Origin of the sequence: Terriglobus sp. ADX1 (assembly GCF_036877645.1) — a bacterium.
In the GTDB taxonomy this organism is placed as follows: domain Bacteria; phylum Acidobacteriota; class Terriglobia; order Terriglobales; family Acidobacteriaceae; genus Terriglobus.
Genome location: NZ_JAEDXV010000004.1, coordinates 163,842 through 190,011, shown reverse-complemented (window position 1 = coordinate 190,011; position 26,170 = coordinate 163,842). Strand labels below are relative to the sequence as shown.

23 protein-coding genes and 1 tRNA gene are annotated in these 26,170 nt (G+C 57.7%); 17 read left to right on the top strand and 7 right to left on the bottom strand.

What is annotated here, in order from left to right; all coding sequences use genetic code 11:
• The first annotated feature begins 63 nt into the window (after positions 1–63).
• The 11 genes from JAO32_RS04625 to JAO32_RS04575 all read left to right on the top strand — a co-directional run bounded on the left by JAO32_RS04625 (position 64) and on the right by JAO32_RS04575 (position 8,685).
• The gene (locus JAO32_RS04625) at positions 64–903 is read left to right on the top strand and encodes an ATP-binding protein (protein ID WP_334237969.1); all 840 of its coding nucleotides are present in this window, start codon (positions 64–66) and stop codon (positions 901–903) included.
• A 6-nt stretch (positions 904–909) separates the two neighbouring features.
• Positions 910–1,683 (top strand): ATP-binding cassette domain-containing protein, encoded by a 774-nt coding sequence (locus JAO32_RS04620; RefSeq protein WP_334237967.1) that lies wholly within the window; start codon positions 910–912, stop codon positions 1,681–1,683.
• Positions 1,680–2,312 (top strand): ABC transporter permease, encoded by a 633-nt coding sequence (locus JAO32_RS04615; protein WP_334237965.1) that lies wholly within the window; start codon positions 1,680–1,682, stop codon positions 2,310–2,312. The genes JAO32_RS04620 and JAO32_RS04615 overlap by 4 nt, the downstream gene beginning before the upstream one ends.
• Complete coding sequence (locus JAO32_RS04610; protein ID WP_334237962.1) at positions 2,309–3,187, top strand: glycine betaine ABC transporter substrate-binding protein; 879 nt, start codon at positions 2,309–2,311, stop codon at positions 3,185–3,187. Before JAO32_RS04615 ends, JAO32_RS04610 begins: the two co-directional genes overlap by 4 nt.
• Before the next feature lie 59 nt (positions 3,188–3,246).
• Positions 3,247–3,615: a hypothetical protein gene (locus tag JAO32_RS04605; RefSeq protein WP_334237961.1), complete on the top strand. Its 369-nt coding sequence runs from the start codon at positions 3,247–3,249 to the stop codon at positions 3,613–3,615.
• Positions 3,616–3,628: 13 nt separating this feature from the next.
• Positions 3,629–4,027, top strand: a complete 399-nt coding sequence (locus JAO32_RS04600) for a DUF3224 domain-containing protein (protein ID WP_334237960.1) — start codon at positions 3,629–3,631, stop codon at positions 4,025–4,027.
• Between the two features lie 116 nt (positions 4,028–4,143).
• On the top strand, positions 4,144–4,656 hold the full coding sequence (locus JAO32_RS04595) for a type IV pilin protein (protein ID WP_334237957.1): 513 nt from the start codon (positions 4,144–4,146) through the stop codon (positions 4,654–4,656).
• 93 nt (positions 4,657–4,749) lie between these two features.
• Positions 4,750–5,397, top strand: a complete 648-nt coding sequence (locus JAO32_RS04590; RefSeq protein ID WP_334237955.1) for a LolA family protein — start codon at positions 4,750–4,752, stop codon at positions 5,395–5,397.
• A 138-nt stretch (positions 5,398–5,535) separates the two neighbouring features.
• The gene (locus tag JAO32_RS04585; protein ID WP_334237952.1) at positions 5,536–6,375 is read left to right on the top strand and encodes an EF-hand domain-containing protein; all 840 of its coding nucleotides are present in this window, start codon (positions 5,536–5,538) and stop codon (positions 6,373–6,375) included.
• 89 nt (positions 6,376–6,464) lie between these two features.
• Positions 6,465–8,033 (top strand): DUF2271 domain-containing protein, encoded by a 1,569-nt coding sequence (locus JAO32_RS04580; RefSeq protein WP_334237950.1) that lies wholly within the window; start codon positions 6,465–6,467, stop codon positions 8,031–8,033.
• Positions 8,014–8,685: a PepSY-associated TM helix domain-containing protein gene (locus JAO32_RS04575; protein WP_334237946.1), complete on the top strand. Its 672-nt coding sequence runs from the start codon at positions 8,014–8,016 to the stop codon at positions 8,683–8,685. Before JAO32_RS04580 ends, JAO32_RS04575 begins: the two co-directional genes overlap by 20 nt.
• Before the next feature lie 3 nt (positions 8,686–8,688).
• On the opposite strand, the gene JAO32_RS04570 is transcribed toward JAO32_RS04575, so the two are convergent.
• From JAO32_RS04570 to JAO32_RS04540, 7 genes are all read right to left on the bottom strand, one after another.
• A complete protein-coding gene (locus JAO32_RS04570; protein ID WP_334237945.1) occupies positions 8,689–9,120 on the bottom strand; it encodes a cupin domain-containing protein in 432 nt (143 codons plus the stop codon).
• Positions 9,121–9,153: 33 nt separating this feature from the next.
• Positions 9,154–10,476 (bottom strand): M16 family metallopeptidase, encoded by a 1,323-nt coding sequence (locus tag JAO32_RS04565; RefSeq protein ID WP_334237942.1) that lies wholly within the window; start codon positions 10,474–10,476, stop codon positions 9,154–9,156.
• A gap of 27 nt (positions 10,477–10,503) precedes the next feature.
• Positions 10,504–11,100, bottom strand: a complete 597-nt coding sequence (locus JAO32_RS04560; protein ID WP_334237940.1) for a GNAT family N-acetyltransferase — start codon at positions 11,098–11,100, stop codon at positions 10,504–10,506.
• Positions 11,097–12,143: a gluconeogenesis factor YvcK family protein gene (locus JAO32_RS04555; protein WP_334237938.1), complete on the bottom strand. Its 1,047-nt coding sequence runs from the start codon at positions 12,141–12,143 to the stop codon at positions 11,097–11,099. The genes JAO32_RS04560 and JAO32_RS04555 overlap by 4 nt, the downstream gene beginning before the upstream one ends.
• A gap of 48 nt (positions 12,144–12,191) precedes the next feature.
• Positions 12,192–13,151, bottom strand: coding sequence for a 2-hydroxyacid dehydrogenase (locus tag JAO32_RS04550; RefSeq protein ID WP_334237936.1), 960 nt, complete (start codon positions 13,149–13,151; stop codon positions 12,192–12,194).
• 87 nt (positions 13,152–13,238) lie between these two features.
• Positions 13,239–13,829: a TPR end-of-group domain-containing protein gene (locus JAO32_RS04545; RefSeq protein WP_334237935.1), complete on the bottom strand. Its 591-nt coding sequence runs from the start codon at positions 13,827–13,829 to the stop codon at positions 13,239–13,241.
• A gap of 101 nt (positions 13,830–13,930) precedes the next feature.
• Positions 13,931–14,581 (bottom strand): DUF4254 domain-containing protein, encoded by a 651-nt coding sequence (locus JAO32_RS04540; RefSeq protein ID WP_334237933.1) that lies wholly within the window; start codon positions 14,579–14,581, stop codon positions 13,931–13,933.
• A gap of 145 nt (positions 14,582–14,726) precedes the next feature.
• Between JAO32_RS04540 and JAO32_RS04535 the strand changes: the two genes are divergently transcribed.
• From JAO32_RS04535 to bcsZ, 6 genes are all read left to right on the top strand, one after another.
• Positions 14,727–15,716: a glycosyltransferase family 9 protein gene (locus tag JAO32_RS04535; RefSeq protein ID WP_334237931.1), complete on the top strand. Its 990-nt coding sequence runs from the start codon at positions 14,727–14,729 to the stop codon at positions 15,714–15,716.
• Positions 15,717–15,725: 9 nt separating this feature from the next.
• A complete protein-coding gene (gene hldE / locus JAO32_RS04530) occupies positions 15,726–17,210 on the top strand; it encodes a bifunctional D-glycero-beta-D-manno-heptose-7-phosphate kinase/D-glycero-beta-D-manno-heptose 1-phosphate adenylyltransferase HldE (RefSeq protein ID WP_334237929.1) in 1,485 nt (494 codons plus the stop codon).
• A gap of 133 nt (positions 17,211–17,343) precedes the next feature.
• Positions 17,344–17,419, top strand: a tRNA-Lys gene (locus JAO32_RS04525).
• A 267-nt stretch (positions 17,420–17,686) separates the two neighbouring features.
• Positions 17,687–20,305 (top strand): cellulose synthase operon protein YhjQ/BcsQ, encoded by a 2,619-nt coding sequence (locus tag JAO32_RS04520; RefSeq protein ID WP_334237927.1) that lies wholly within the window; start codon positions 17,687–17,689, stop codon positions 20,303–20,305.
• Complete coding sequence (gene bcsA, locus JAO32_RS04515; RefSeq protein WP_334237924.1) at positions 20,302–24,873, top strand: UDP-forming cellulose synthase catalytic subunit; 4,572 nt, start codon at positions 20,302–20,304, stop codon at positions 24,871–24,873. Before JAO32_RS04520 ends, bcsA begins: the two co-directional genes overlap by 4 nt.
• Positions 24,873–26,054 (top strand): cellulose synthase complex periplasmic endoglucanase BcsZ, encoded by a 1,182-nt coding sequence (gene bcsZ, locus JAO32_RS04510; protein ID WP_334237922.1) that lies wholly within the window; start codon positions 24,873–24,875, stop codon positions 26,052–26,054. The genes bcsA and bcsZ overlap by 1 nt, the downstream gene beginning before the upstream one ends.
• The last annotated feature ends 116 nt before the right edge of the window (positions 26,055–26,170 follow it).

The window sequence follows — 26,170 nt, the reverse complement described above, 5'->3', positions numbered from 1 at the left end:
GGGTTTGGCTGGAGCCGCGTGGTGTGTTACAAACCGGCTATGCGGGACTGGATCCGCAACAAGATGAAAAGACGTGGTAAGCGTGGCCCCAACAACAGCGAGGCCACTGGAAAGATTGGGCAGGAGATCCCACAGGATCAGCCTGCAGCACTGCAGCCGAGTTACCCCGAGTCGGCCGCAAAAACGACGGAAATAGCTGCGGAAGCCGAACCGGAAGCGGTCGAGGCTGAGTCAGTTGCTCCCGGCAAGATTGAAGTGGAAACGCAGCCTGAGTCGTTGGCAGCGCCGGTGGAACCTCCCTCAGTTCCCGCAGGTGACAAGTCGGCTCCGCGTGGCTATGTCGTTCTGACCATTGGTCTTCCCGGAAGCGGAAAGACCACATGGTTCAAGCGCCGTGGTGTGACTCCCCTTAGCAGCGATATGCTGCGAAACATCCTCTTCGACGACATTACCGACCAGCGTTACAGCGGTCTGGTGTTCAGCACGCTGCGGTCATTGCTGCGTGCTCGCCTGATTGCCAAGATGCCGTGGAATTACGTGGACGCCACCAACCTTAGCGCGCACGAACGCCGCCAGTGGATCAAGATGGCTCGCTCGTTCGGTTACGAGGTGCAGGCCGTGTACTTTGACGTGCCGCTGGCAGTCTGCGTGGATCGCAACAGCAAGCGCGAGCGCCGCGTGGCTGATGACGTGATGCAGAAGATGGCAGAGCGCCTGCGTCCGCCATCGTTCAAGGAAGGCTTTACCAAGATCACGGTGGTCCGCGTGAAGGGGCAGGGCACTGCCGCTCCGGTGGCTGCGGTCAGCGATGATGCCTTCAATGCTCCTGTGCCCGCGGATGTGGATGTGCCGGAGCTGGACGGACCGGAAGGTGTTGAGCCGGACGAGCAGCAGGCTGAGTAAGAACAAATGAACGGCGCGGCCATTGAGTTCCGCGACGTCGTGGTTAACGCAGCGCCCTCCCGGCGAAATTCCGGCGAGGGCGTTGCTATTTTGAATGGCATTTCTCTGCGGCTGGAGGCTGGAAGCACTACGGCTCTGCTGGGCCGCTCCGGCAGCGGGAAAACGACGTTGCTGCGGACCATCAATGGGCTTGTATTACCCACGTCTGGAACTGTGTTGGTCGATGGCGAGGTCGTCGGACAGGGCGATGTGCTGGCGTTGCGACGACGCATTGGCTACGTGATCCAGGAGATTGGCCTCTATCCTCACCTGACCATCGAGCGCAACGTCGCGATGCCTCTGGAGCTTGCGGGAAAGCCTTTGCAGGAGCGGCAATCGCGTGCCCGCGAACTGCTTGCGGTGACCGGGCTTGATCCCGCGAAGTTTGCGGAGCGTATGCCGTGGCAGCTTTCCGGTGGTCAACGCCAGCGTGCAGGAGTAGCGCGAGCATTGGCTGTTGACCCTGCCATTCTGCTGCTGGACGAACCCTTTGGTGCTCTTGATCCGCTGACGCGTGCCGAGATGCAAACCATGCTGCGCGATCTGCTGAAGAAGCTGCAGAGGACTGCGGTCATCGTGACGCACGATCTTCAGGAAGCGGTCTTTCTTGCAGATCGAATCCTGCTGGTGGACAAGGGAAGTATCGTTGCAGACCTGCCTTCGCATGATGTTCTGCATTCGCAGATTCCTGCTGTGAAGGAATACGTCGCGGCAGTGCAACGCTTTGCGGAGGTGTTATGACTTTCCTTCGCGTGCATCTACATGAGCTTCTGCAACTGACTTTTGAGCACCTGTGGCTCACTGTGTCCGCCATGTTGTTCGCGTCGCTTATCGCGATTCCTGCAGGCATCTGGCTTACGCGGCATGAACGTTGGGCGAAGCCTGTAATCGGATTTGCGAACGTGGTGCAGACCGTGCCCAGCCTCGCACTCTTCGGCTTACTGCTGCCGGTGCCATGGCTTGGAGAAAACGCGGCGAGGTTGGCTATTCTTGCGCTTACCGGCTACGCGTTGTTGCCGATCCTTCGCAATACCTACGTGGGGATACAGGGCATTGACCCGGCTTTGATTGATGTGAGCCACGCGCTCGGCATGACGGGTTGGCAGCGGTTGACCAAGGTGGAATTGCCGCTTTCTGCAAGTGTTTTATTAGCCGGATTGCGCACAGCGACTGTCACATGCGTCGGTGTTGCAACGATTGCGGCGGCGATTGGTGCAGGTGGTTTGGGTGAATTTATCTTCCGCGGCGTAGCATCCGTCGATAATCGTTTTGTTCTGCTCGGAGCCGTTCCCTCTGCGCTTCTTGCTCTTTTTGCAGATGCGTTTCTCGGATGGATAGAACATCGTGTGGAAGTGCGGAGGCAGGCGTGAATCTCAAGGCAGCATGCGTGCTGCCGCTGATTCTGTTTCTGTTGACTGCGTGTAATCCGCCGCATGGTTCACGCATTGTCATTGGTGCGAAGAACTTCACGGAGCAGGTTCTGCTGGGCGAACTACTGGCTCAGGAGATGGAAGCACAGGGCGAATCGGTCGATCGGCGCTTCTATCTTGCGGGGAGTTACATCGCGCATCAGGCGCTTGTCTCCGGACGCATTGATGCTTATGTGGAGTACACCGGAACAGCGCTTACCTCCATCCTGAAACAGCCGCTGGATCATGATCCGCAGCGAGTTTTCGATACGGTTGCTCGCATTTATCGCGAACGATACGGCGTGCGTGTGATGCCATCTCTGGGCTTTGAAAATACGTTCGCCATGGTGATGCGCGGGGAAGATGCGGAGCGACTTCATCTCACACGGCTGAGTGAACTTGCAGCGGCGTCTGCAGCGCTGAAACTTGGCGTGGGATATGAGTTTGAGGAACGGCCTGACGGTCTTAGTGGACTGGAAGCTGCCTATGGTCTCCACTTTGCAGATTCGCCGCGCGTGATGGATCTTGGGCTGTTGTATCGAGCATTGCAGAATCGTCAGGTGGATATCGTCAGCGGCAACTCCACAGACGGCGCGATCACTGCGCTGGGATTTCGAGTGCTTGCGGACGATCGTCATTACTTTCCGCCGTATCAGGCTGTTCCGTTGGTGCGCGAGGACATGCTGCGTGCGCATCCTGCGGCACTGAAGGCGTTGCAGATGCTGACGGGAAAGATCACGGAAGCGCAGATGCAGACCATGAACCACGCAGTGGAAGGCGAACACAAGGATCCCGCAGAAGTGGTGAAGACGTTTCGACTAAAAAACGGCCTGTGATATCAGTTTCGGAGCATCGAGGCACGACTTTCTTCGGCGCTTTGCATCCAACGAAGAAGATGGCGCAAGTAAACCTGAAGCGATTGATTTTGGCTTGTGCGGCCACTGTTCTCTCTGTGCTTCTTTTTCTCAAAACGAATTACGAGAACCTCAATGCAGCCCGTCCTGAGACGCTGCTGTCTTCGCTTTGGAGTGTCTTCGGCATCCTGATGCTGGTGTGCGTTGCGTGGCTTTGGGTGGAAGTGGTTTTGCTACTGCTTTCTCCGGCGCAATCAAATCTTCAAGACAGTGGCAATGATTTGCTAAGCTGTGCGGATGAATCGCATCTTCCTGTTTCGTACGGTGCTGTTCCTTATGCTGGCGCTCCCGAATTGCGCTTTTTCGCAGAGCGCGAAAGCCGTAAGCGGAGCAACGAAACCAGGCTCTGAAAGGACCGCGCAGATGCATGCAGCAGGAACATTTCAAGTAAGCGTAAAGCCGACAGAAGCCAGCGAAATTGGCAAAGCTGCCGGGCTTGGCCGCATGACCATCGACAAAGTATGGAGCGGTGGTATTGAGGGCACGAGCAAAGGCGAAATGACCACCACCGCCGTGGGAACCACGATGGCTTATGTCGCTCTGGAAACCATGACGGTGAAGGTTAACGGCAAGTCCGGTACGTTCGTTTTCTCGCACAAGGCGACCATGGATTCGACTGACCCCAAGACCGGTGTCATGGACATCAGCGTGCTGCCGAATACCGGTACGGGCGAGCTAAAAGGCATCGAAGGCTCCCTGCAGATCACCATGGATAAATCCGGCCATAGTTACGACTTTACGTACACATTGCCTGCGGAATAACCCTTGACGTTGGCCTATACACAACAAACCGGGCCGCTTTTTGCTACAGTTTGTGTTGTCGATTCGCTTCCCGCTCCGTCTCTCAAAGCAGGGCTGACGAACTCCTAAGGATCCGCATGACTTTCCCGAACCGCTACCGTGCATCGCGCCAGGATGAGGGCTTCACACTCATCGAATTGCTGATCGTGATGTCGATCATTATCATCATTGCCACCTTCGCGATCCCCAACATCACGCGCATCAAGCGGCAGGGCAACGAGACTTCGGCCATCCAGTCCATCCGCGCTATTGTGGCGGCGCAGTTGCAGTATCAGCAAACCTATCCGGCGAACGGCTATGCCTGCTCGCTGGCAGCTTTGGGCGGTGACAAGGGAGCTTCACCGACGCCGGCTGCTGCTGGTCTGCTGCCTACAGATCTCGCAGGTGGCAACAAGGCGGGTTATACCTTCGCCATCGTCAACTGCAATAAGGTGACGATTAACAACCAGGATCAGTACACGTCCTACGAAATTACCGCTGTTCCGCAGAAGGTGGGCAACACCGGCGATCGTGGCTTCTGCTCGGATGACTCGCAGCAGATCAAGTACGACCCCAAGGGCGGTACCGCCTGCACGCAGCCCATTCAGTAAACGGGTTTCATGTTGGAAAGGCGCAGCTTCGGCTGCGCCTTTCGTCTGTGTATGGGATGACTACAGGGAGAGTTTGTGCGTCTTAGCAAAACGATGAAGTTTCTTACAGGATTCGCCGCGGTTGCTGTGTTGACGGTCTCCACGCATGCGCAGGACGTTCATGCCATTGCATCGAAGGTCGACGACCACTACAACCACCTGACCACGCTGCATGCGACGTACACCGAACACTACAGCGGCATGGGCCAGCAGCGCACGGAGACAGGCACGCTGTTGCTGAAGAAGCCGGGCCGCATGCGCTGGCAGTACAGCAACGGCAAACTCTTCGTGCTGGATGGCAAATACGCCATCAGCTACACACCGGGCGATCCCCAAGCGCAGCGTGTACCAGCAAAGCAGCTTGACGACATGCGTTCGCCGCTTCGCTTTCTGCTCGGCCATACGAAGCTGGAAAAGGAACTGGACAACCTGACGGTAGTGCCAGCAGGCAGCGGGGAAGTCACGCTGAGTGGAACGCCGCATTACGCGATGTCGCCCGGTGATCAGCGCGTGCAACGTATCGCCGTGACCGTCGTCGCTGCGACGGGTGTCATTACGGGCCTGCGCATCGAAGAAATCGACGGAACGATAACGGAGTTTGCCTTCCGCGACATGAAGGAGAATGTAGCTGCTTCCGATGCAGATTTCCGTTTCACGGCGCCGGCAGGGGTGACGGTAGTGGACGGTCTGCCTCCGGCGTAGCCATCTTCCTCTCAAAACAGGCGTTTATCGCATCATGCATCTTGAGGCAGAGGAATTTTGTTCTTGATCTAGGACTAAATATGTCCTACAAAGAATAAGGACGTATTCAGTCCGCATTCTCTTCAGGATCGTTTCCCGATGAAGCCCTCGCACTTGTTGTTCGCCCTGCCCATTCTTCTTTCAACGGCTGCTGTTGCACAGGGCCCCGGTGGACCGCCGAAGCGCATTGTTCTGGAGGCGCTGGACACTGACGGCGACGGCCAGCTTTCCGCTGCGGAAATTGCGGCAGCATCGCAGTCGTTGCTGAAGCTGGACAAGAATGGCGACGGGCAGATCACTTCTGCGGAATACAGCCAGCGTCTGGAAGACAAGACTGCCGTCAGCGATCTGGAGCAGCGCCTGATGCTGCTGGACAAGAATGGCGACGGTGTTCTGACGGCAGACGAGGTACCTGAGCGCATGAAGCCCCTCTTCGAACGCGGCGACACAAACCACGATGGCAAGCTGACCAGGGAAGAGATTGTCGCCATGTCAGGCAAGCAGGCTGATCCGCAGGGACGCCCCGTTGGGCGTGGCAACTTCAGCAGCGTGGATCCTGTCATGATTGCGCTGGATGTCGACAAGGACGGCATCCTCTCCGCAACGGAAATTGCGAATGCTTCTGCTGCGTTGAAGACGCTGGACAAGGATGGCGATGGCACGTTGTCAGCAGCGGAACTTCGCATGCGTCAGCAAACACCGCGTCAGCGCGCTGAGCACCTCTTCGACGAGTGGGACACCAACAAGGACGGCGCTCTGACCAAGGAAGAGATGCCGGATCGCATGCAGGCGCAGTTTGAAGTGATTGATACGAACCACGACGGCAAGGTCGACATGGATGAGGCGACTGCCTACATGGAGAAGATGCCGCAGGGACGTGGCCCCGGTGGTCCCGGAGGCGGTCAGCGTCCTCAGGGTGAAGGCCAACCTCGTCAGTAGGTCGCAACAAATTCCGGCGTCGCAACGTCGATATCAATCAGCAGCAAGGTTTTCCCCTTATACGGATTTCATTCCGGGAGATGTGTTTTATGAAGAAGACTGTTTCGATTGCGAGGGGTAGTGTTACCTCTCTGGCTGCGGTTGCGTTAGGTCTGCTGCCCGGTTTTGTGGCCGCAAATGCTGCGGAACTCACGGTGACTCCGGCAAAGGATGCTGCGGGCACGTGGGGTTTCTCACATGAGAATGTGCTGGGAACATCGTTGGATGCGGCCATCAGTGCGCCCTCGCAGCGCGATGCGCGAGTAGCGGAGAAGGCGGCTCTTGCTGAGTTTGATCGTCTGTCAGCGAAGCTCAGCGCGTGGAATGCTGACAGCGAATTTTCGCGTTGGCAGAAGACTCGTGGCGTGGCGGTGAAGGTATCGCCGGAACTGATGGAAGTGCTGGCGCACTTCGATGCATGGCAGGGTGAGACAGGTGGCGTTCTGAACGCTTCCAGTGAGACCGCGGCAAAGGTATGGCGTAGCGCGGCAGCAAAGGGCGTAGCGCCATCCACGGAACAGCTTGCCGCTGCGGTGCAGGCGATGAAGCAGCCGCACTGGTCGCTGGATCGTGTGCATGGCACAGCGACGCGTCTGGGTAGTGCACCGCTTGTACTGGCTAGCTTCACCAAGAGCTGGATCACGGAGAAGGCTGCGGAGGCCGCTCTGCACGCGGGCGCAACGGGCGTCATGCTGAATGTGGGAGGCGACATCGTCACGCGCGGTGCACTTACGCAACGTGTGGATGTTGCCAATCCGCAGACGCATGCTGAGAACGATGCAGCGATCGACACGGTCGTGTTGCGTGATCGTGCGATTGCCACCAGCGGCAGCTATCGCCGTGGCTTCGATGTGGCAGGTGAGCGCATGTCGCACATCATCGACCCGCGTACGGCTACGCCTGCAGCGCAGGTGCTGTCCTCCAGTGTTATCGCTCAGGATGCAACTACAGCAGGTGCATTGGCCACTGCGTTGTCGATTCTGTCGCCGCGCGAATCGCAGGCGCTGATGCAGCGTCACCCGGATGCGCAGTACCTCATTGTGACTGCGTCGGGTGAGGAGATTCGGAGCAACGGGTGGACGAACTACGCCGAGCCCAAGCTGGAACGTGCAGCGTACATCGTGAAGGCGGGTGCTGCTGCGCCGCAGGCTGGCAGCAACTGGAATCAGTCCATGGAACTGCAGATCAAGCTGGAACTGCCGCGCATGGACAACCCGCGCTACCGTCGTCCGTATGTCGCCGTGTGGATTGAGGACAAGGATAAATATCCGGTTCGCACCATTGCACTGTGGTTCAAGAATCCACGTTGGCTGAACGAGTTGAAGCAGTGGTATCGCGATGACCAGTTGCGCAACCTGAGCGAGGGCACGGATATCTCTGGAACAGTTTCCAGTGCGACACGCGTTCCCGGTTCGTACACGCTGAAGTGGGACGGCAAGGACAACAATGGCAAGCTGGTGAAGGCTGGCACATATACCGTGGTGATTGAAGCTGCGCGTGAGCACGGCGGACACTCGCTGCTGCGCCAGGAGATCAATTTCAACGGCACGCCTACAGCGAAGACGTTGCCGGCAAGCGAAGAACTGGGAGCGGTGCAGCTTGACTACCGCAAGCAGTAGTTCCACTAAGCCCGAGAGCCATCACAGCACACCCGGAAAGGCGAAACAGCCTCTCCGGGTGCGTCTGCGTAAGCAGACTGCGATTATTTCCCGCTGGCTGCATATCTATCTCTCCATGGCGTCGTTCGCCGTGGTGCTTTTCTTTGCGGTGACTGGACTCACACTGAACCATGCGGAATATTTCTCGCATGGAGAGGTCGTTAAGAACCTTAACGGTTCGCTTTCTGCGAAGGAGATGGGACCGAAGGATCACCCGGACACGCTGGCCATTGTGGAGCACATCCGCAACACGGACCACGTGCATGGTGCGGTGAACACGGAAGATCTGCGCGTGGATGACGACCAGATCACCTTCAGTTTTCGTGGGCCTGGTTACAGCGCAGATACGACAGTGGATAGAGCCACAGGAAAGTATCAGGTGGTGGAGACAAAGGCAGGTTTCGTTGCTGTCATCAACGACCTCCACAAAGGACGCGACAGCGGCAAGGTGTGGTCGTGGGTGATTGACGGCTCGGCAATCCTGCTGACGCTGGTTTCGCTTACAGGGCTTGTGCTGATCTTCTTCATCTACAAACGGCGCACCAGCGGGCTTTTGCTGGCCGCGATTGCAACCGCAGTGTGCCTGCTGCTCTATCGCATCTGGGTACCGTAATGCTTAGGCAGGAATAAGCCCGTAACGTTCCATGAGGGCTTTTACCTTTTCCGCGTCGGGCTTGCCCGGCCCGTTCACAATCTCGCCAATCTCTTCAAAGTAGCGCTTGCCAATTGAAGCTGGTTGCAACGTGACCAGAACCTTTGCAGGAGTGTCGCCGAGGTTGGTGTGGTGATGCACCTTTCCTCGCTCAATGAAGAGAGAGTCGCCGGAACGCACTTCCTGCAGACCGCCATCTACAGTAGAAGTGAGTACCCCTTCGAGTCCGTAGATGAATTCATCCACCTCACGATGGAAGTGAGGTTCGGGGACACCTGCGTTGGGTGGCACGAGAAACTCAAACACCACCATGTCGCGTCCCTGTGGCTCGTCTACCAGGAAGTTCAATTCCAGCGCGCCAATGCGAACGAGCGATGCGCTCTCCATCTCAGCCATTTTGCTTACCCGTGGGAAGAATGTGCGAGAAGGTTAGCACGACAAATCAGCGCGAGTAACTTTCAAATCGCCAAGATTCCCTAGCAGCGTCAATGAAATTTTTCCCGGCTGCAACAGTTCCACGGCAAGCCTCTGCACGTCTGCGGCGGTGACGCGATCCACATCGGCGATGATGTCATCCACTGTGTTGAAGCGGCCATAGTACATCTGCTGACGAGCAAGATTGCTCATGCGCGATGAAGAGCTTTCCAGTCCGAGCACGATGTTGCCTTTGCTCTGATTCTTCGCGCGTTCGAGTTCATCTTCGCTGACGGACTCCGCCTTAATACGGCGGAACTCTTCCAGGATGAGACGCAGCATCTCCTGCGTCTTCTCAATCGAAGTTCCCGCATAGATACTCAGCGCGCCGGTATCGCGGAAGGGCGACAGCTCTGAGTAAATTGAATATGCCAATCCAGCTTCTTCACGTACAGACTGGAACAGCCGCGAACTCATGCCGCCGCCAAGGATGCTGCTGAGAAGGTACAGCGCGTAACGATCGGGATGATCCACGCGCGGAGCGGGGACGCCGAGGCAGATCTGTACCTGCTCCAGCGACTTCTTGTTGCGCAGTGTGATGTGCGGCGTCGGGGCAGGTTCGGGAAAGCGCGTCCGTGTGTCAGATGTTGCGGCCAAGGCACCAAAGTAGCGTGTGACTTCCGCGATCATCTCCTCGTGTTCGAGATGTCCCGCAGCAGAGAAGACCATGTTGGAAGGAACGAAACGTTCGGAATGAAAACGGCGCACTGCTGCTTCATCAAAGCTGGAGACGGTCTTTGCCGTGCCCAGGATGGAGCGTGCCAGCGGATCGTTCTTCCAGAAGTTAGCCGTATGAATCTCGTGGATGAGGTAGTCGGGATTGTCCTCGTCCATCTTGATTTCTTCAAGCACCACAGACTGTTCGCGCGCGATGTCGTCCGGTGTGAACGTCGGATTCAGGACTAGGTCCGCGAGAATGTTCATCGCGGTGGGGACATTCGAATCCAGTACTTTGATGTTGAAGCAGACGGTTTCCTTACCCGTGAACGCATCCAGGTTGCCACCGATGGCGTCTGTCTCGCGGGCAATATCGCGTGCGGAGCGCGTCGTGGTGCCCTTGAACACCATGTGTTCTACAAAGTGCGACAGGCCGTTTTCTTCCGCCTGTTCATCACGCGAACCGGTACCGATCCAGACGCCCAGACTGACGGAGCGCACATGAGGCATGCGTTCGGTCAGCACCAGCATGCCGTTCGGCAGTGTGGTGCGGCGGATGTTGCGTTCGTTGGAGGCGGTGGCGGCTGCGGCATTCTCCGCAAAGGGAGTGGTTTCGACCATCCTTCCATTGTAGCGATACGCCGGAGGCTAGGCCTGACGATGTATCGGTTCGCCTGCAATGCGCTCCAAGAGTTGCGCTTTCACGCCAGGCCAGTCTTCTGCGGTGATGCTGTACCACTTGGTGTGTCGCGTCGATCCGTCAGGCATGATCATGTGATTGCGGAAGGTGCCCTCGTACTGCGCGCCCAGCTTTAGCATGGCGTTCTGCGAGTGCAGATTTTCGTGGTGTGTTTTCAATGCGATGCGGCGCAGAGCAAGCGTTTCAAAACCGTAGGTCATCTGCAGCAGCTTTACGCGAGGATTCACACCGCTGGAACGCCACGGTTTTGCCAGCCACGTAAAGCCAATCTCGGCACCACGATGCGCTCTTTGGATATCAAGAAAGCGGGTTGCGCCCACTGCTTCATTGCCAACAAAGGTCACCCATGCTTCCACCAGCCCCTGTTCAGCCTGAAGAAGAGAATCTTCCACGTGTTTCTTCACGTCATCGGGCGTAGTCGGACGCACACTCATGTAGCGCCAGATGGATTCATCCAGCGCAATCTGCGTTAGTGCAGAAATATGTTCGGTGGATAGCGGTTCCAGGCGAACGCCGTAGCCTTCAAGAAGCGGCGTGTGGTTCATCGCGACGGCTCGCGTTCCGCCAGATCCATCAGTGCATCGGCCACGCGGTCGTAGTCGTGGCGCAGCACGATGCCTTCATAAACGAAGCTGCCTGTGACAGGCGTTACACCTATGTCGCGAATACGATCAAGGTCATTTTCAATCGGCTGTTGTCCGCTGCTGGCATAGTGTTGCAACAGCGCTGGCGAGATTGGCGCGGTATTCAGCAATGCGAAGTCGAATAACCGCTGCCCTCCGGTGTGTGACTGAATCTGTTCCATGTGTTCCGACGCAGTCAGGCCTATCGATTCGTTTGCCTGCGTCATCAGGTTGCCGATGTACACGCGCTTTGCCTTTGACGCCGCAATCGCTTCCGGAATGCCCTTCACCAGAAGGTTGGTGATGAGGGAAGTGAAGAGTGATCCCGGTCCGATGGTGATCAGGTCGGCTTCACCAATGGCTTCCAGCGCTTCCTGCATGGGAGGCGCATCGGAGGGGTGCATGCGCAGTTCGACAATGCGCTGTTGCGACGCGGTGATGTTCGTTTCGCCGTGAACGACGGAACCGTCATCCATGATGGCGGAGAGCGTTACGGGAGAGTTCGTAGCCGGATAGATGTTGCCGCGCGCTGCCAGAATGTGCGACGAGGCCTGCACAGCCTTGGCGAAATCGCCTCCGTGAATGGCCGTCAGTGCGGCAAGAAAAAGATTGCCAAACGAATGACCGGAGAGCGCATGCGTTGTCCCGTTTTCAGGAAAGCGGTATTGAAACAGCTTGGTCAGTAGTCGCTCATCTTCGCTGAGGGCTGCGACACAGTTGCGCACATCGCCCGGCGGCAAAATTTGCAGGTCTTCGCGCAGGCGTCCAGAGGAACCACCGTCGTCTGTCACGGTGACCAGTGCCGAAAGTTTGCGAATCCGACAGGGCAGGTTGAGACACGCGTCGGCTTCGTTGCCGCCTGCATCCGCGGGATCCACATAACGCTTCAGGCCGCGCAGGAGCGTGGAGAGGCCTGTACCCCCACCAATGGCTACTACGCGCAGTTGCTTTGCCGAAGCTGACATCCTTGGAGTGTACCCGTTCCTTTTGCACGAAGTTGCGTAGATTACGTTTCAATTCCGCAGCAGCGTGGGCGCGGGCGTTCCGTTCAGCACAGCCTCAATGTTGTCCAATGCCAGCATGCCCATGGCCGTACGTGTCTCCACCGTAGCGCTGCCAATGTGTGGCAACAGAAACGTGTTGGGTAGATCGAGATAGCCAGGGTTCAGATTCGGTTCGCCTTCGAAAACATCTAGGCCAGCTGCGGCAATTCGTCCAGACTTCAGCGCGGCAATCAGGTCGTCGTCCTTTACCAGTGCGCCGCGTGCTGTGTTGATGACGATTGCGCCAGCAGGAAGCAGGTCGATGTTTTCTTTGCGAAGGAAGTGTCGCGTCTCGTCTGACGCAGGTGCATTGATGGAAAGGAATTGGCTCACACGCAGCAGCGAAGCCGCATTTTCATGGAAGACGGCACCTTGTTCCTCTTCTGGCGATAGCCGACGACGATTGCTGTAGTGCACGTGCATGCCAAAAGCACGCGCACGATGCGCCAGCGCCTGACCGATGCGCCCCATGCCGTAGATGCCTAATATCTTGCCCTGAGGCGACCTTCCCAGCAGATCGCCCTTGGAAGACACCCACAGGCCGCTGCGAAGCCGCTGCTGAGCCTCGTAGGCGCGGCGCGAGGCACCCAGCAGTAGCAGCATGGCCACATCCGCGGTCGCGTCCGTCAGTACGCCCGGCGTGTGCGAGACGGGAATGCCTCTCTCGCGCGCCGCGGCCAGATCCACATGGTCGTATCCCACGGAAAACGTGGCGATCACTTTTACGGACTTTGAAAGCAGCGAGAAGAAGCGCGCATCCAGCTTGTTCACGGGCGAGACGAGGATGGCATCGGCGCCATCGGCGGCCTGCAGCAGTTCGTCCTGCGTCCACGGCTGTTCGTTGGGGTTCCAGCGAGGCTCAAAATCATGGTTAATGCGTGCATCCACTTCAGGTGTGAAGTGGCGTGCCACGGCAAGGATAGGCTTCATGGATTCCATGTTAGCCGTTGCCGAATCGCACGAAAAACCGCAGGCCGACAAGATGCCAGCCTGCGGTTCGATGATTCGTTTGGTTTCCTACGCTTCCGGGTACAGCAGTTCGGTGAAGCGGGGATCGTCTGCCATGTCCTGAAAGTCAGAGTCGGAGCGGGCCAGGATGCGGTTCTGGCTATTCAGGCGGATCGCCTCTGTCAGCTTCTCCAGGCAGTTGTGCGAGTCGCCGGTGACGGAGGCAAGCACCGCCAGGCCGTAGAATGCATAGTCAGCTTCGGAGTTGCCATCCAGAATCTCGTTCAGATGGTCGCGCGCGTCTTCAAACTGTCCATCGTTCAGCAGAGAGATCGCGTAGTCATACTTCTCTTCGGCGGAAGAGAAGCTCGTCGTCTTGCGATTTGCCTGGGCAACGCAAGCGGCAAGGTACATACGAATGCGATCAATGAATTCTGACGGAGCAATTGCCAGCAGCTTTTCCAGCGACGGATGTGCTGCGGCATAGTTGCCCTGCTGCATGGCGCGCACGGCTTCTTCGTACTGCCGCAGAATCTCCTGCCGTAGCTCGTCCTGCGGAGGTGCCACGGTGCCTGCGATGGTGCGTGAGGGCTTTCCGGCAGTAGCGGTCTTGCCGGGCTTTGCAGAGGTCTTGGAAGTTGCAGATTTTGCGGCTGGCATGAGTGTCCTGAAGGTTTTCCGTATGCCTTATTTGCTTTGGGGGACGGATGAAGTTGGCAACGGGTGTTCGCTATGCGTTATACGGGAGTGTCGCGACGCGGTCAAGGGCGAGACATCCGGTTGCGTTCCGCAGCAGCGTACAGCACCGGGTTGAGGGTGGGATCGTTATACATCTTCATCTGTCGGTAGAGCTGAAAACGCCGCTCGCCACGCACTACCTGTTGCCATAAATCCGCCAGGCAGCCGGTCAAGGCAGAGCTCTGTTCGCGCAAGATAGTGAGTCGCTGGCGGTTGCGTTCCCGATGTTCCTCGGATGCGTCCTGTCGCTGCATTTCTTCTTCTGTATGAAAGATCTTCAAGCAGAGGATTGAAAGACGATCCAGGATCATGCCCGGTGTCTCCGAATGCAACGGCGAGTTGGGATTGGGGAGTCCCGCCGCCGTCAGGGCTGACATCAACGTGTTATCTACCTGCTCTACCAGGTCATTGCGCCGTTGGTTGGTTTGATCAATGGCGCGCTTTACTTCCGCGATCACCGCATCGGTAGCGTCGGTGTCGCGCGCGCGATCTTCCAGATGCCACAAATCAAAGTTGCTGCGGTGTAAACGCTGCAATAAATCATTCTCATATGGGTCAGAGTTGGAAACATGCCAACTCGCGGTATATTCCGCAAAACGTTGCGCTTCAGCCTGCGCATCAAGCAGATGTGTCAGTTCTGGCGTGGGGTCGAAAGCGGTGTCGGCGTGTAGCATGCAGGTGAGAATGAGTGTAACGGGTACAGTAAGGAGCGCCGCTATCAGCCGCAAAGCACGTAGGGTATTAGTCTATCGCCTGGGTAGTTTGGGCGACACTTTGATAGCACTTCCATCGCTTCATTTGGTGGAACGCGCGTTCCCTATGGCAGAGCGCAAACTGCTGACAAATTTTCCCGTTTCCGGCAAGGCTCCAGCAGCAGCGGCCGTCCTCGGCGAGTCCGGCCTCATCCACGGCTACGAGCGCTACACGGTGGGCACGCGCAGCCCCTGGGAGTTGTTAAAACTCGCGTTCCGCATTCGCCGCTTCCGGCCAAACACCCTGGTGTATCTAATGGCCGCACGCGGCACTGTCACTGCGCAGCGTGATCTGCGTTTCTTCCGCACGATCTGCGGCATACGTAACGTCGTCGGCATTCCGGTTACTGAGGACATGCAGCGCTGCCGCGTGGACGCGGAAGGTATGTTGGAGCCTGAGGCATCACGATTAGCTCGCAACATCGGCGCTCTGGGCGAGGCTTACCTGAACGAGCCCGCAAGCTGGGACATGCGACTCACCGAAGATGAGACTGTCGCAGCCGATCGTTTGTTGGAACCCGTGGCACATCTGCCATGCATCGCGGTCAGCGTAGGAACCAAGGTGCAGGCGAAAGATTGGGGGCGCGATAACTGGCGTGCACTGCTATCGCGCGTTGCAGAACTGTACCCAAACCACGGCCTGGTGCTTGCAGGTGCTCCTGAAGAATCAGAGGCGAGCGAGTTCGCAGCAGATGGCTGGCGTTCCGTTGAGGGGGCCGGTCCTGTTGTCAATCTTTGCGGCAAACTATCGCCGCGTGAGAGTGCGGTTGCCTTCAGCAGGTGCCGTGTGTTTCTGGGCCATGACAGTGGCCCCATGCATCTTGCCGCATCAGTGCAAACGCCCTGCGTTGCTATCTTTGCAGCGCGTAACAAACCGCGGATGTGGTTTCCATTCGGAAAACATCATCGCGTGATTTACCACCATGTTGACTGTTGGGGATGCGCTTTAGAGACCTGCATTGAACAAAAGCGCAAATGTCTGCTTTCTATCACTGTTGATGAAGTATTGGCTGCGCTTACCGCTACCATGAAGATGTCCGTCACAAAGACGTCTTGAAGGAGAGGCATGCTTCCCGAGTTGCACAAGGTACTTGACCTGCTGGAGGATGGCTTCGGCCGACTCAGTGTGTTGGTAGTTGGCGATGTCATGATTGACCGCTACATTGTGGGCGATGTGGAACGCATCTCGCCGGAAGCCCCTGTTCCTGTACTGCGGCAGGTTCGTGAATATTCCCGCCCGGGTGGCGCAGCAAACGTTGCGATGAACCTTGCTGGATTGGGCCTGAAGGCAACACTTACAGGATTTGTAGGAGATGACACTGCCGGAAGGGAACTACGTGCGCTGCTGGCAGACTCCGGTGTAGACGCTTCAGGATTGGTTGACTGCGGACTTCCCACCATCGCAAAGACGCGTGTCGTTAGCCGCACGCAGCAGTTGATGCGCATTGACGTGGAAAGCCGCGACAATCACGATGACACCGATTGTCAGGCACTTTGCGATTTCGCCACAAAGGCAGTTGCGTCTGTGCAGGCAGTCATCCTTTCGGATTACGCGAAAGGTGCATTGACGGATGCGCTTTGCCATGCCGTGATCGACGCAGCACGTTCGAAGGGTGTACCTGTTCTGGTGGATCCCAAAACGCGCGATCTGTCGAAGTATAGCGGCGCCACCACGATCAGCCCCAACCTGAATGAACTTAGCATGGCTACCGGTGTTCCTGCGCATCAGACAGATGCTCTGTTGCAGGCAGGACGTGATCTGCTGCGCTCCTTACACATGGATTACCTCACCGTCACCATGAGTGAGAAAGGCATTCGCGTGCTCCATGCGGATGGCAAGGGAGAAGAGATTCATTCTCCAGCGCGTGCACGCGAAGTATTCGACGTGTCGGGTGCGGGCGATACCGTCATCGCAACGCTTGCGGCGGGCCTGGCCGGTGGTCTGCAGGTCGGTACGGCAGTAGACTTGGCGAACATCGCGGCAGGCATCGTCGTTGCCAAGCTGGGAACGGTGCCTGTAACGGCGCACGAGATCGTCGCAGAGTTGACCGTTTCCGGCGGAGTTACCTCCGCTGAAAAAGTGCTGGATATGGAGCGCGCCGCAGCACGCATTGCTGAATGGCAGGAATCGGGCGAGACGGTTGTATTCACCAACGGCTGCTTTGACCTTCTGCACATCGGTCACGTCACCCTGCTTGAAGATTGCCGCCGTTATGGTTCGAAGCTCGTGGTCGCCATGAACACGGATCGTTCCGTGAGCGAGTTGAAGGGGCCCACGCGTCCTATCGTTGGCCAGAATGAACGTACACGCGTGATGGCTGCATTGGGTTGCGTGGATATGGTGGTGCTCTTTGATGAAGAGACGCCGCTGGAATTAATTCGTGCTCTCAAGCCGAATGTCCTGGTGAAGGGTGGCGATTATTCCGTGGAGACTGTCGTGGGGCATGAAGATGTTCTTGCCGCAGGTGGCCGCGTGGAGATTGTGCCCACCGTGGAAGGCTTCTCAACGACCAACATCGTGAAAAAGATGACAGCCGGCTGCACGAAGTAAAGCAGAGCGTGGCGAATCGGCGCACAGAAGGCTCGGGGAGTATCGCGAACGGTTCGCGCAGAATATCTGAGTCATTCTTCCACTGCCAGGCAGGCCGACATTCTGGCCAGAATCAGGTATTCTTGAATTGTTCGAGAGGTTAGCTCAGTTGGTAGAGCATCGCCCTTTTAAGGCGCTGGTCCTGGGTTCGAGTCCCAGACCTCTCACCATTCCCACCTGATTGTTTCCAAACAGTTTCCCGTTATGGGGCAGGGCGTTCCGCTCTGGATTCCCATGCAACTTTAGTGGCAGATACGTAGGTTGACTTGAGATGGTAAGGAACGTAGCCTCTCCTCAAGCAGGGTGCATTTCGCACCAGCTGATGTGCAAACCTCGTCCGATTGCCGGTCTGGAACCGGCGACGGCCCGCTGTGGCCGCTTTTGTTATTGTGCCGGTTTTGAGGATGCCCTTGAAGTAAGGCGGAGAGAACGGAAGCATGGACGATAACAGCCTGAATCCGGCAGAAGACGAACACCTCACGGGAACTCCGGAGACACCGGAAGACGTTGCTGTGCTGTACACATGGGCGAATGTTCATGGTGGGAAGTACCGTGACTTTTCTGCAGAGCGTCGCGAGCACCGCGCACAGCAACGCCACCGTATGGTGGAGGCGCAGCGTCAGGCTGAATTGGACGCCGCGCACGCTAGAGAAGAGGCTGCCGCACGAGAGCTGGAAGAGGCGCGCCTCAGGGAGCAGGATGCCGCCGATGAAGCTGCCCGTAGAGAAGCTGAAGAGGCGCGTCTGCTTGCTGAGGAACGTGCCACACGCGAGCGCCAGGCCGCGCAGCGTCATGTGGAGACGGCTGAAAGTCTGAAGCGTGCTCTGGAAGACGCGCAGCGCGAGATGGAAGAAGCACGCCGCCGCGTCGAAGAGCAGGCTGCACGTTACGCTGAGGTGGACGCGCGTTATCAGAATTCAACTCGCCAGCAGTTACCCGGCGAAATCAACGATCCCTACTACTACGCAGGACACTTGGAGCCTACGGCGTTTGCTCCAGGCAAAGGCGTCCGCAGTTCCGTTCCGCAGCGCGTCTCCTCAGAGCGCAGGATCGCAGAAAATTACTACCGCTCCAAAGAAGGTACTGAAATGCCTGCGGCCACCCCGCAGGAGCGCGATCCGCATGGACTGCTTTCTTCTGGCATCCGTCCACGCCCCTCTGGTTCGCGTTCTCCCTACACGGAGAGCTATGCCTACCCGGAACGTCGCATGGAAACTCAGGGAGACTCGCAAGAGCGCAATCGACCCGATGAGTGGGAGCGTCTGCATCGTTCTGATGAGATGCGTGCGCGGGACATCGACGATCACGGCTATTACGACCATCAGTTTGATCGCAAGAGCGCCTCGTCTGTAACTCCACCTGCCCCGCATAGTTCCTCTGATCTGAATTCCGCTGCGAGCGATTTGTATATCCCGCCGCGTAGCCATTCGTCGCGTCCCTCATCTGTATCGGCCGAACGCCGCGTGACGCGTTCTCAGGATCCAGAGCCCGGTAGTCCACACGGATTGGACACGCGCGTGCGTCGCCGTGAATCTGCGACAGATATTTCCGCACGCACGACCCGTCGTTCACGACAGGAATCCGCCGCCCGTCCGTCCGCCGGCATGTCCGAAGCTGCGGAGTACAGCGCAGAATCCCTGAAGGCCATGCGTCGCCTCCCAACGGATCGGCGCTGGTCAGACGCGAGTCTGCCGCCTGAGCAACGGGATGAGCCTGTGCGTTCGCCGGAAGAACGTCCAGAATGGCTCGGGCGCGAAGCGCGTGTGCCTTCTGAGACTCCATCGCCTCAGCAACGACCCATAGCAGACCCTTTCGCGAGCGGTGAGCACGACTACGTCTATGGGGAAGAGAATCCCCATGAAGAGCAGCGTGCGCGTTCATCAGCACACCGCGGGCAGTTTGTACCTGCTCCGGATGGCGGATTCAACCTTCCTCCGTTGCCGGATGCGTTTACTGTATCTCGAGGAGAAACGCATGTACGTGAAAACGACCAGAGTGAGGATGCTCCTGCTCGTATCTCTGAAACGCGCCGTGTCGAACGTGTCTCGGACAGCCGCGCTGCCCATGATGTTCGACCAACCCCGCCACCTGCTTCTGAATACGTAGTGGACAGGGAAGTGCCGCAGGCAAGACCTGTTCCCAGCGAGTCGCCGAGTCGTCCGGCCTCGCGTGCGTCGGGAGACACGCTCCAGCAATCGCGCGAACGTGTTGCGGCACGCTGGTTTGCTTTAAAGGGTCTTGTTGGAAATACAGAAACTCCTGCGGAGCCTGCTGTCCCTGCGCGCAACAAGGAAGTGTCAGTGCCAACGCTCTGTGTCATGTCTTTGTCCGGCGGTGTGGGCAAGACCAGCATGGTGGCCACCATTGGCCGCACGCTGTCCTCCATGGGGGAACGAGTTCTTCTGGCGGATGTCACGCCACACGGGTTGTTGCCGTATTACTTTGGCGCACGCGAACTGCGTCCGGATGTGGTGCGGACCTTCTCGCCTCCACCAGACAGCAAGGACGCGCCTGTCTTCATGGTGAATTACGAGGCGGAGCGGCTGAATGGAAATGACGAAGGTCAGGCAGCCCTGTTGGAGGAGATCACTCGGCACGCTCGCGGCACGCAGCGCGTTCTGCTTGATCTGAACGGTTCCAGTGCATGGTTAGGTCGTCGTCTGGCAGAAAAGCATGCCAAGATTCTTGTACCCATTACGCCGGATATGAATTCTGTCCTTGGTATCAAGAATATGGAACGCTTCTTTGCCGGAGCGCAGGATGCGGAGGGACGTCCCGTTCGTCCGTACTATGTTTTGAACCAGTTTGATGCCTCGCTGCCGCTGCATCTGGATGTGCGCGAGGTGATGCGTCAGCAACTCGGAGATCGCCTGTTGCCGGTAATGATCCGGCGCTCACCCGCTGTTGCCGAGGCGCTGGCCGAAGGTATGACCGTTATGGATTACGCACCGGAATCACCGGTTGCAGAGGATTACATGCATCTGGCGGAGTGGGCTCGCAATCTTGCGGCACCAGCGCAGAACAGTATGCGAAGCATCCGCTGGAGTGAACGATGACAGAAACGCGACTCTGGCAGGAGTTTGAAAGCGGCGATAACTATCCCATGCTTCTCCTGCGCACCACAGTGGTTTTCTGCTGTGTGTGTCTTCTGGTGTATGCCGGCTTGCTGGAACTCACGTGGCCGCAGCAGGCCATCCTTGGCGTGGTGACCGTTCTCATCGCGGTATGGATGGACCGTTCCTCCTCGTCATACCTCATCACGCTCACGCTGATGATGGCGTCCTGCTATTCCACGTTTCGTTACGCCTACTGGCGTATCTCCACGGTCATCAAGTTCTTCATGGATCCCGCTTCGCAGTGGGGCGGCCTGGATGCGTTCTTCATCTTCCTGCTGGTTCTGGCGGAAGCGTATTCGTTCTCCATTCTTTACCTTGGCTACATCCAGACACTCTGGCCGCTGCGTCGCACGCCGGTGCCGCTCCCGGATGATCCGGAAGACTGGCCTGCCGTCGACCTGCTGATTCCGACGTACAACGAGCCTCTCAACGTGGTTCGTTACACAGCGCTCGCGGCCACGCTTATCGATTGGCCTGCGGACAAGCTGAACGTCTACGTTCTGGATGACGGCAAGCGCGAAGAGTTTCGCGTCTTTTGCGAAGAAGCGGGAATCGGTTACATGACGCGCGACGACAACGCGCACGCCAAGGCTGGCAACATTAATCGCGCTCTGAAGCGCCTGAATTCGCCGCTTGTAGCCATCTTCGATTCTGACCACGTTCCCACCCGCTCCTTCCTGCAGGTGACGGTCGGTTGGTTTGTGCGCGATCGTAAGTTGGGCATGCTGCAAACGCCGCACCACTTCTATTCGCCCGATCCGTTTGAGCGTAACCTGGGCCAGTTCCGCGCCATCCCTAATGAAGGCGAACTGTTTTACGGTATCGTGCAGGACGGCAATGATCTGTGGAATGCCACCTTCTTCTGCGGCTCCTGCGCGGTCCTGCGTCGCGAAGCTTTGGATGAAATCGGCGGCATCGCTGTCGAAACCGTTACAGAAGACGCTCACACCAGTCTGCGTATGCAGATCAATGGTTGGAACACGGCCTACATCAACATTCCGCAGGCGGCAGGTTTGGCCACAGAACGCCTCAGTGGTCACGTGAAGCAGCGTATCCGTTGGGCACGCGGCATGATCCAGATCATGCGTACAGACAATCCGCTGTTTGCGCCGGGCCTCAAGCCCATGCAGCGGCTCTGCTACTTCAACGCGATGACGCACTTCCTCTACGGTCTGCCGCGTCTCATCTTCCTCTTCGCTCCTTTGATCTATCTGATCCTTGGCCACACGAACGTGCCGGGTTACTGGGCAGCCATCCTTGCGTACGCCTTTCCGCACCTTGTGCTGTCGTCCATGACGAACTCGCGTATTCAGGGGCAACACCGGCATTCGTTCTGGAACGAAATCTACGAGACCGTGCTGGCGCCGTACATCTTCCTGCCCACATTCATGGCCATCATCAACCCCAAGCTGGGTTCGTTCAACGTAACGGCAAAGGGTGGTGTGGTCAGTCGCAGGTTCTTCGATTCGCGTATCGCGCTGCCGTTCCTCACGATGCTCGCATTTAGCTTCCTGGGCATCCTGTGCGCGATTCCGCGGTACTTCCATTTCCCGGGAAGCAGCCTTGTCTGGCCGTTGAACGTTCTCGCGAACATGTATGACGGCACGCATCCCGGAACGATCCTCATGAATGTGATGTGGACGTGCTTCAACATCCTCATCCTCGGCGTTGCCTGCGGTGTGGCATGGGAAAGCCAACAGCGTCGTCAAACGGTGCGCGTCACCATGCAGGTGCCGGTCACGGTGGAGCTGCCGGATGGAACCATGCTTACCGGTGTAACGGCCGACGTTTCCAGCGGTGGCGTGATGATGGAAACCGATGAAGCCGCCATGGTGGAGGGCGGGGAACCAGTACGGCTCCACTTCCCGGTGTTGGACGGCGAGGAGTCGCTTCCTGCCACCATCGTTCGGGTCAATGGAACAGAACTCCGTGCACAGTTTGATCCGCTCTCTATTCAAGAAGAAGAGGCGCTGACGCAGGTGCTGTACTCGCGTGCGGATACATGGCTGGGATGGGGAGAAGCTCGTGAGGCCGACCGTCCGTTGAAGAGTCTGGCGCGCATTCTGAGTCTTGCAGTAATTGGGTTGAGAGAAACCTTCCGAGGTCTGATGAAGAAGAACGCAGGTAGTGGAAAAGGTGCGCTGAGTACGGGAATCGCCCCGCTGGCGCTGCTGCTCACGCTGGGAATGTTGTTGGGATTGGGTGGCGTTTCACTACACGCACAGACACCCGGCATGATGGTGCCCCCTGCACCGCAGAGCGGTGCAGCAAATGTGGCCGTCGGTGCACTTGGACAGACAGCCGGTTCTGCGCCGCAACAGCGAGTCATGCCCCCGGGACAGTTCGACAACGTCTTCACGCTACAGGATGTGGGCGTTGCAGACACCGTCGTTCTACGTGGCGTGGATGCATATCACTCGATCTATTTCGCTGTCCCTCAGACGCAGGTAGTAAAAACCGCAACTCTGCATCTGCGCTATCACTTTTCACCCGGCCTCTTGCCGGCGCTGAGCCATTTGAAGGTTTCCGTCAACGGCACGCTTTTCGCTACGCTGCCAGTCACGCAGCAACCAAAGCAGACACCCACAGATCTGACACCTTCAGAGAAGATTGCAGAGAGTCAGAAGCTCTCCGTCACACGCGTCGGCGAGAACAATGCGCTGCTCGAAGCCACGCTGGAAATGCCTGCGGACATGCTGGTCCGCGACAACCAAATCACCTTTGAGTTCATCGGCCATTACACGCTCCAGTGCGAAGATCCTTCGCACTCCACGCTGTGGTCACACGTCGACAACAACAGCTCCATTGAACTCACCGGCAATCTGCTGCCCCTGCAGGATGATCTGAAGCTGTTGCCACTGCCGTTCTATGACGCAGCGGTCAACCTGCACCCCGTGGTGCCCATCGTCTTCCTGAACCAGCCGTCGACCAAAGCGATGCAGGCCGCGGGTATCGTCGCATCGTATTTCGGTGTACTCACGGACTACCGCAAGGTGCGTTTCCCGGTGTCGTTCGGACAGATCCCGCAGGGCAACGTCATCGTGATCAGCGAGAACGCAGGAGAGCTCCCGGCATCGCTGAATGTGCAGTCTACCGGCGGCCCCACCATCGCCATGAGGACGAATCCGTCCGACCCCTATTCGAAGGTGCTGGTACTCACCGGAAACTCCGCTGCTGATGCTGTGCTGGCAGCACAGGCGCTCTCGCTACAGAAGGACATGTGGCAGGGGAATCAGGTATCCGCATCCGTGACGCATCCTGCTCCCAGCGAGCCTGATGACGCGCCGCGTTGGATGCCTACAGATCGTCTGACGACCGTCGGTCAACTCATGCAGACCGGCGATCTTCAGGGTGACGGCTCAGTCCCCGTGGGTGTCTTTATGCGCCTGCCGCCAGATCTCTACTATGGTTCGCGCGCCAACCTCATCTTCCACATGGACTACCGGTACAACCCGGTACCGCTGGCGAACGAAAGCACGCTGCAGGTCTACATGAATACGGCGTACGTGTCGTCCACGCCCATGCCGCATGCGGATCGCGCCTCGGCACGTCTTGAGACGGAGATTCCAGTCCCACGCGTGGACATGCGTCCGTTCTCGCAGACCATGAGCCTGAAGTTCGTCTTCCAGATTGCGAAGAAGAACAAGTGCCAGGACACGGCACCGCTCAACCTGCAGGGAGCCATCATCAAGGACTCCTATCTGGATATTCGTGACATTCCGCATCTGGCAGTCCTGCCGGATCTGGAACTGTTCTCAAATGCCGGCTTCCCGTTCACGCGATATAAGGACCTTTCGCAAACCTCGTTCATCCTGCCCGATAACCCCGGTGCGGACGAGATCGAGGCCTTCCTGACCCTCATGGGCCACTTCGGTGCTGCCACTGGTTATCCCGCTATCGACGTTACGGTGGATGGACCCGATGGCTTGAAGTCCGACGGCAAGAAGGACTACATCGTGTTGGGCACCGTGGAAGATCAGACGGCCTTTGCCAAACTGAACAACCGCCTGCCGGTGCAGGTTTCCACCGGTGGTCTCAAAATCTCCGACACCCAGGGCTTCTTTGCTCCGCTGGAACACGCATGGTGGAAGGTTCGTTCCTCCGATCACGTGAAGACGGGAGAACTGGAAGTCTCGGGCGGTCTTCCTGACGCATTGGTGGAAGGCGTGGAGTGGCCAGCGCGTTCCAATCGGTCGGTGGTTGTAATCGCTCTGCGCGATCATTCCGTTATCCCGGCGTTCCTTAACACCTTCCTCCGCGTCAGCTCGTCGTCGGACATTTCGCAGTCTGTCTCGGTGCTGCACGGAACACAGTTTGTCTCTTACCGTATTGGCAACGACGTCTATAAGGTCGGTTCGTTGTCAATCTGGACACGTCTCCAGTTGTTCTTTTCTGAATTCCCTGCATCCGTTGTATTGCTGGTGATTGTGGCCTCCATTTTGTTGGCAGCGCTCATCCGCGTATCGCTCCGCCGTCGTGCACGGCTGCGGTTGCAGGGAGAGGACTAATGCTGGGAGTACGAAAAGGATGGCGTGCTTGCTTCCGCCGCACTGCGGCGGCTGCAATCGCGTGTGTGACGTTGCTGTCGCAGACGGGCTGCCGGGCAGAGGTTCCCTGGCCGTTGTGGCAGGCCTATCGTGCGAAGTTTGTGGATGCATCGGGCCGAGTCATCGATCATGACGCGAATGACCACACCACCAGCGAAGGCATGGCGTACGGCATGTTTTTCGCGCTCGTCACAAACGACCGTCCGACCTTTGACAAGATGCTCCGCTGGACAGAGGACAACCTGGCCGGTGGGGATCTGACGGCGCGCCTCCCCGCATGGAACTGGGGTAAATCGCCGGATGGCCAGTGGAAGACACTCGATGCTAACTCTGCAGCCGATGCTGATCTATGGATGGCCTATGACCTCGTCGAGGCCGGCCGTTTGTGGAAGGACGATCGTCTCGCGAAACTTGGCACCGTGCTGGCAAGTCACATCGCCCAAAGTGAAGTCGCGCTCGTGCCCGGATTGGGAACAGTGTTGCTCCCCGGTCCGCAGGGCTTCCATCCCGATCCGAACACCTTCATCCTGAACCCCTCGTACACGCCGCCACAGGTGGTGGCGCGGCTGCGGGTAGATTCGCCACAGGGCCCGTGGACGTCGCTGCTGGAAAGTTATCCCATGTTGATACAGGGAAGCTCGCCAGCCGGGTACGTCATGGACTGGGTCACCGCAGGATCGGGTGTACACCCCAGCGGAACCCCGGCACAGCTTGCTACCGGCAAGAACGACTTCACGCCGGTAGGTGCCTATGAGGCCATCCGCGTGTATCTCTGGTTGGGCATGTCCGACAAAAACACCGCTGGGGTCTCCGAATCGCTGGGATATCTGCAGGGCATGGGGCGCTACATGCAAACCGCCCCAACGCCACCGCTGCAGGTGGATTCCGCGGGAAAGATACTGAATCCAGAAGGTACCGTTGGATTTTCAGCCGCTGTGATCCCTTACCTGGTCACAACAGGGCGCATGAGCCAGGCAAAGGCTCAGAACGACCGCCTTACAGCCAGCAAGGACGGCGCCACCAGCCTTTATGGTCACTCCGCTCTGTATTACGACCAGAACCTTGCACTGTTTGCGACGGGGTGGGAAGAGGGCCGTTTTCGCTTCGATCGAGACGGAAGGCTCAAGCTGAAATGGAAGTAGAACAAGGTAAATAACTGTTGCATCAAGAGTAAACCCCAAAAAAAGTGGGTGTTGTACGTAAGAAACGGGTAAGATTCTGAGGGGAATCTGGCAAACCTGACCCTTGGGTCGCGGAG

Bases quoted from the DNA above. Each gene is read 5' to 3' on its own strand.
- JAO32_RS04625 (WP_334237969.1), top strand. From the start codon at position 64: ATGAAAAGACGTGGTAAGCGTGGCCCCAACAACAGCGAGGCCACTGGA.
- JAO32_RS04620 (WP_334237967.1), top strand. From the start codon at position 910: ATGAACGGCGCGGCCATTGAGTTCCGCGACGTCGTGGTTAACGCAGCG.
- JAO32_RS04615 (WP_334237965.1), top strand. From the start codon at position 1,680: ATGACTTTCCTTCGCGTGCATCTACATGAGCTTCTGCAACTGACTTTT.
- JAO32_RS04605 (WP_334237961.1), top strand. From the start codon at position 3,247: ATGGCGCAAGTAAACCTGAAGCGATTGATTTTGGCTTGTGCGGCCACT.
- JAO32_RS04600 (WP_334237960.1), top strand. From the start codon at position 3,629: ATGCATGCAGCAGGAACATTTCAAGTAAGCGTAAAGCCGACAGAAGCC.
- JAO32_RS04595 (WP_334237957.1), top strand. From the start codon at position 4,144: ATGACTTTCCCGAACCGCTACCGTGCATCGCGCCAGGATGAGGGCTTC.
- JAO32_RS04590 (WP_334237955.1), top strand. From the start codon at position 4,750: ATGAAGTTTCTTACAGGATTCGCCGCGGTTGCTGTGTTGACGGTCTCC.
- JAO32_RS04585 (WP_334237952.1), top strand. From the start codon at position 5,536: ATGAAGCCCTCGCACTTGTTGTTCGCCCTGCCCATTCTTCTTTCAACG.
- JAO32_RS04580 (WP_334237950.1), top strand. From the start codon at position 6,465: ATGAAGAAGACTGTTTCGATTGCGAGGGGTAGTGTTACCTCTCTGGCT.
- JAO32_RS04570 (WP_334237945.1), bottom strand. From the start codon at position 9,120: ATGGCTGAGATGGAGAGCGCATCGCTCGTTCGCATTGGCGCGCTGGAA.
- JAO32_RS04565 (WP_334237942.1), bottom strand. From the start codon at position 10,476: ATGGTCGAAACCACTCCCTTTGCGGAGAATGCCGCAGCCGCCACCGCC.
- JAO32_RS04560 (WP_334237940.1), bottom strand. From the start codon at position 11,100: ATGAACCACACGCCGCTTCTTGAAGGCTACGGCGTTCGCCTGGAACCG.
- JAO32_RS04555 (WP_334237938.1), bottom strand. From the start codon at position 12,143: ATGTCAGCTTCGGCAAAGCAACTGCGCGTAGTAGCCATTGGTGGGGGT.
- JAO32_RS04550 (WP_334237936.1), bottom strand. From the start codon at position 13,151: ATGAAGCCTATCCTTGCCGTGGCACGCCACTTCACACCTGAAGTGGAT.
- JAO32_RS04545 (WP_334237935.1), bottom strand. From the start codon at position 13,829: ATGCCAGCCGCAAAATCTGCAACTTCCAAGACCTCTGCAAAGCCCGGC.
- JAO32_RS04540 (WP_334237933.1), bottom strand. From the start codon at position 14,581: ATGCTACACGCCGACACCGCTTTCGACCCCACGCCAGAACTGACACAT.
- JAO32_RS04535 (WP_334237931.1), top strand. From the start codon at position 14,727: ATGGCAGAGCGCAAACTGCTGACAAATTTTCCCGTTTCCGGCAAGGCT.
- hldE (WP_334237929.1), top strand. From the start codon at position 15,726: ATGCTTCCCGAGTTGCACAAGGTACTTGACCTGCTGGAGGATGGCTTC.
- JAO32_RS04520 (WP_334237927.1), top strand. From the start codon at position 17,687: ATGGACGATAACAGCCTGAATCCGGCAGAAGACGAACACCTCACGGGA.
- bcsA (WP_334237924.1), top strand. From the start codon at position 20,302: ATGACAGAAACGCGACTCTGGCAGGAGTTTGAAAGCGGCGATAACTAT.
- bcsZ (WP_334237922.1), top strand. From the start codon at position 24,873: ATGCTGGGAGTACGAAAAGGATGGCGTGCTTGCTTCCGCCGCACTGCG.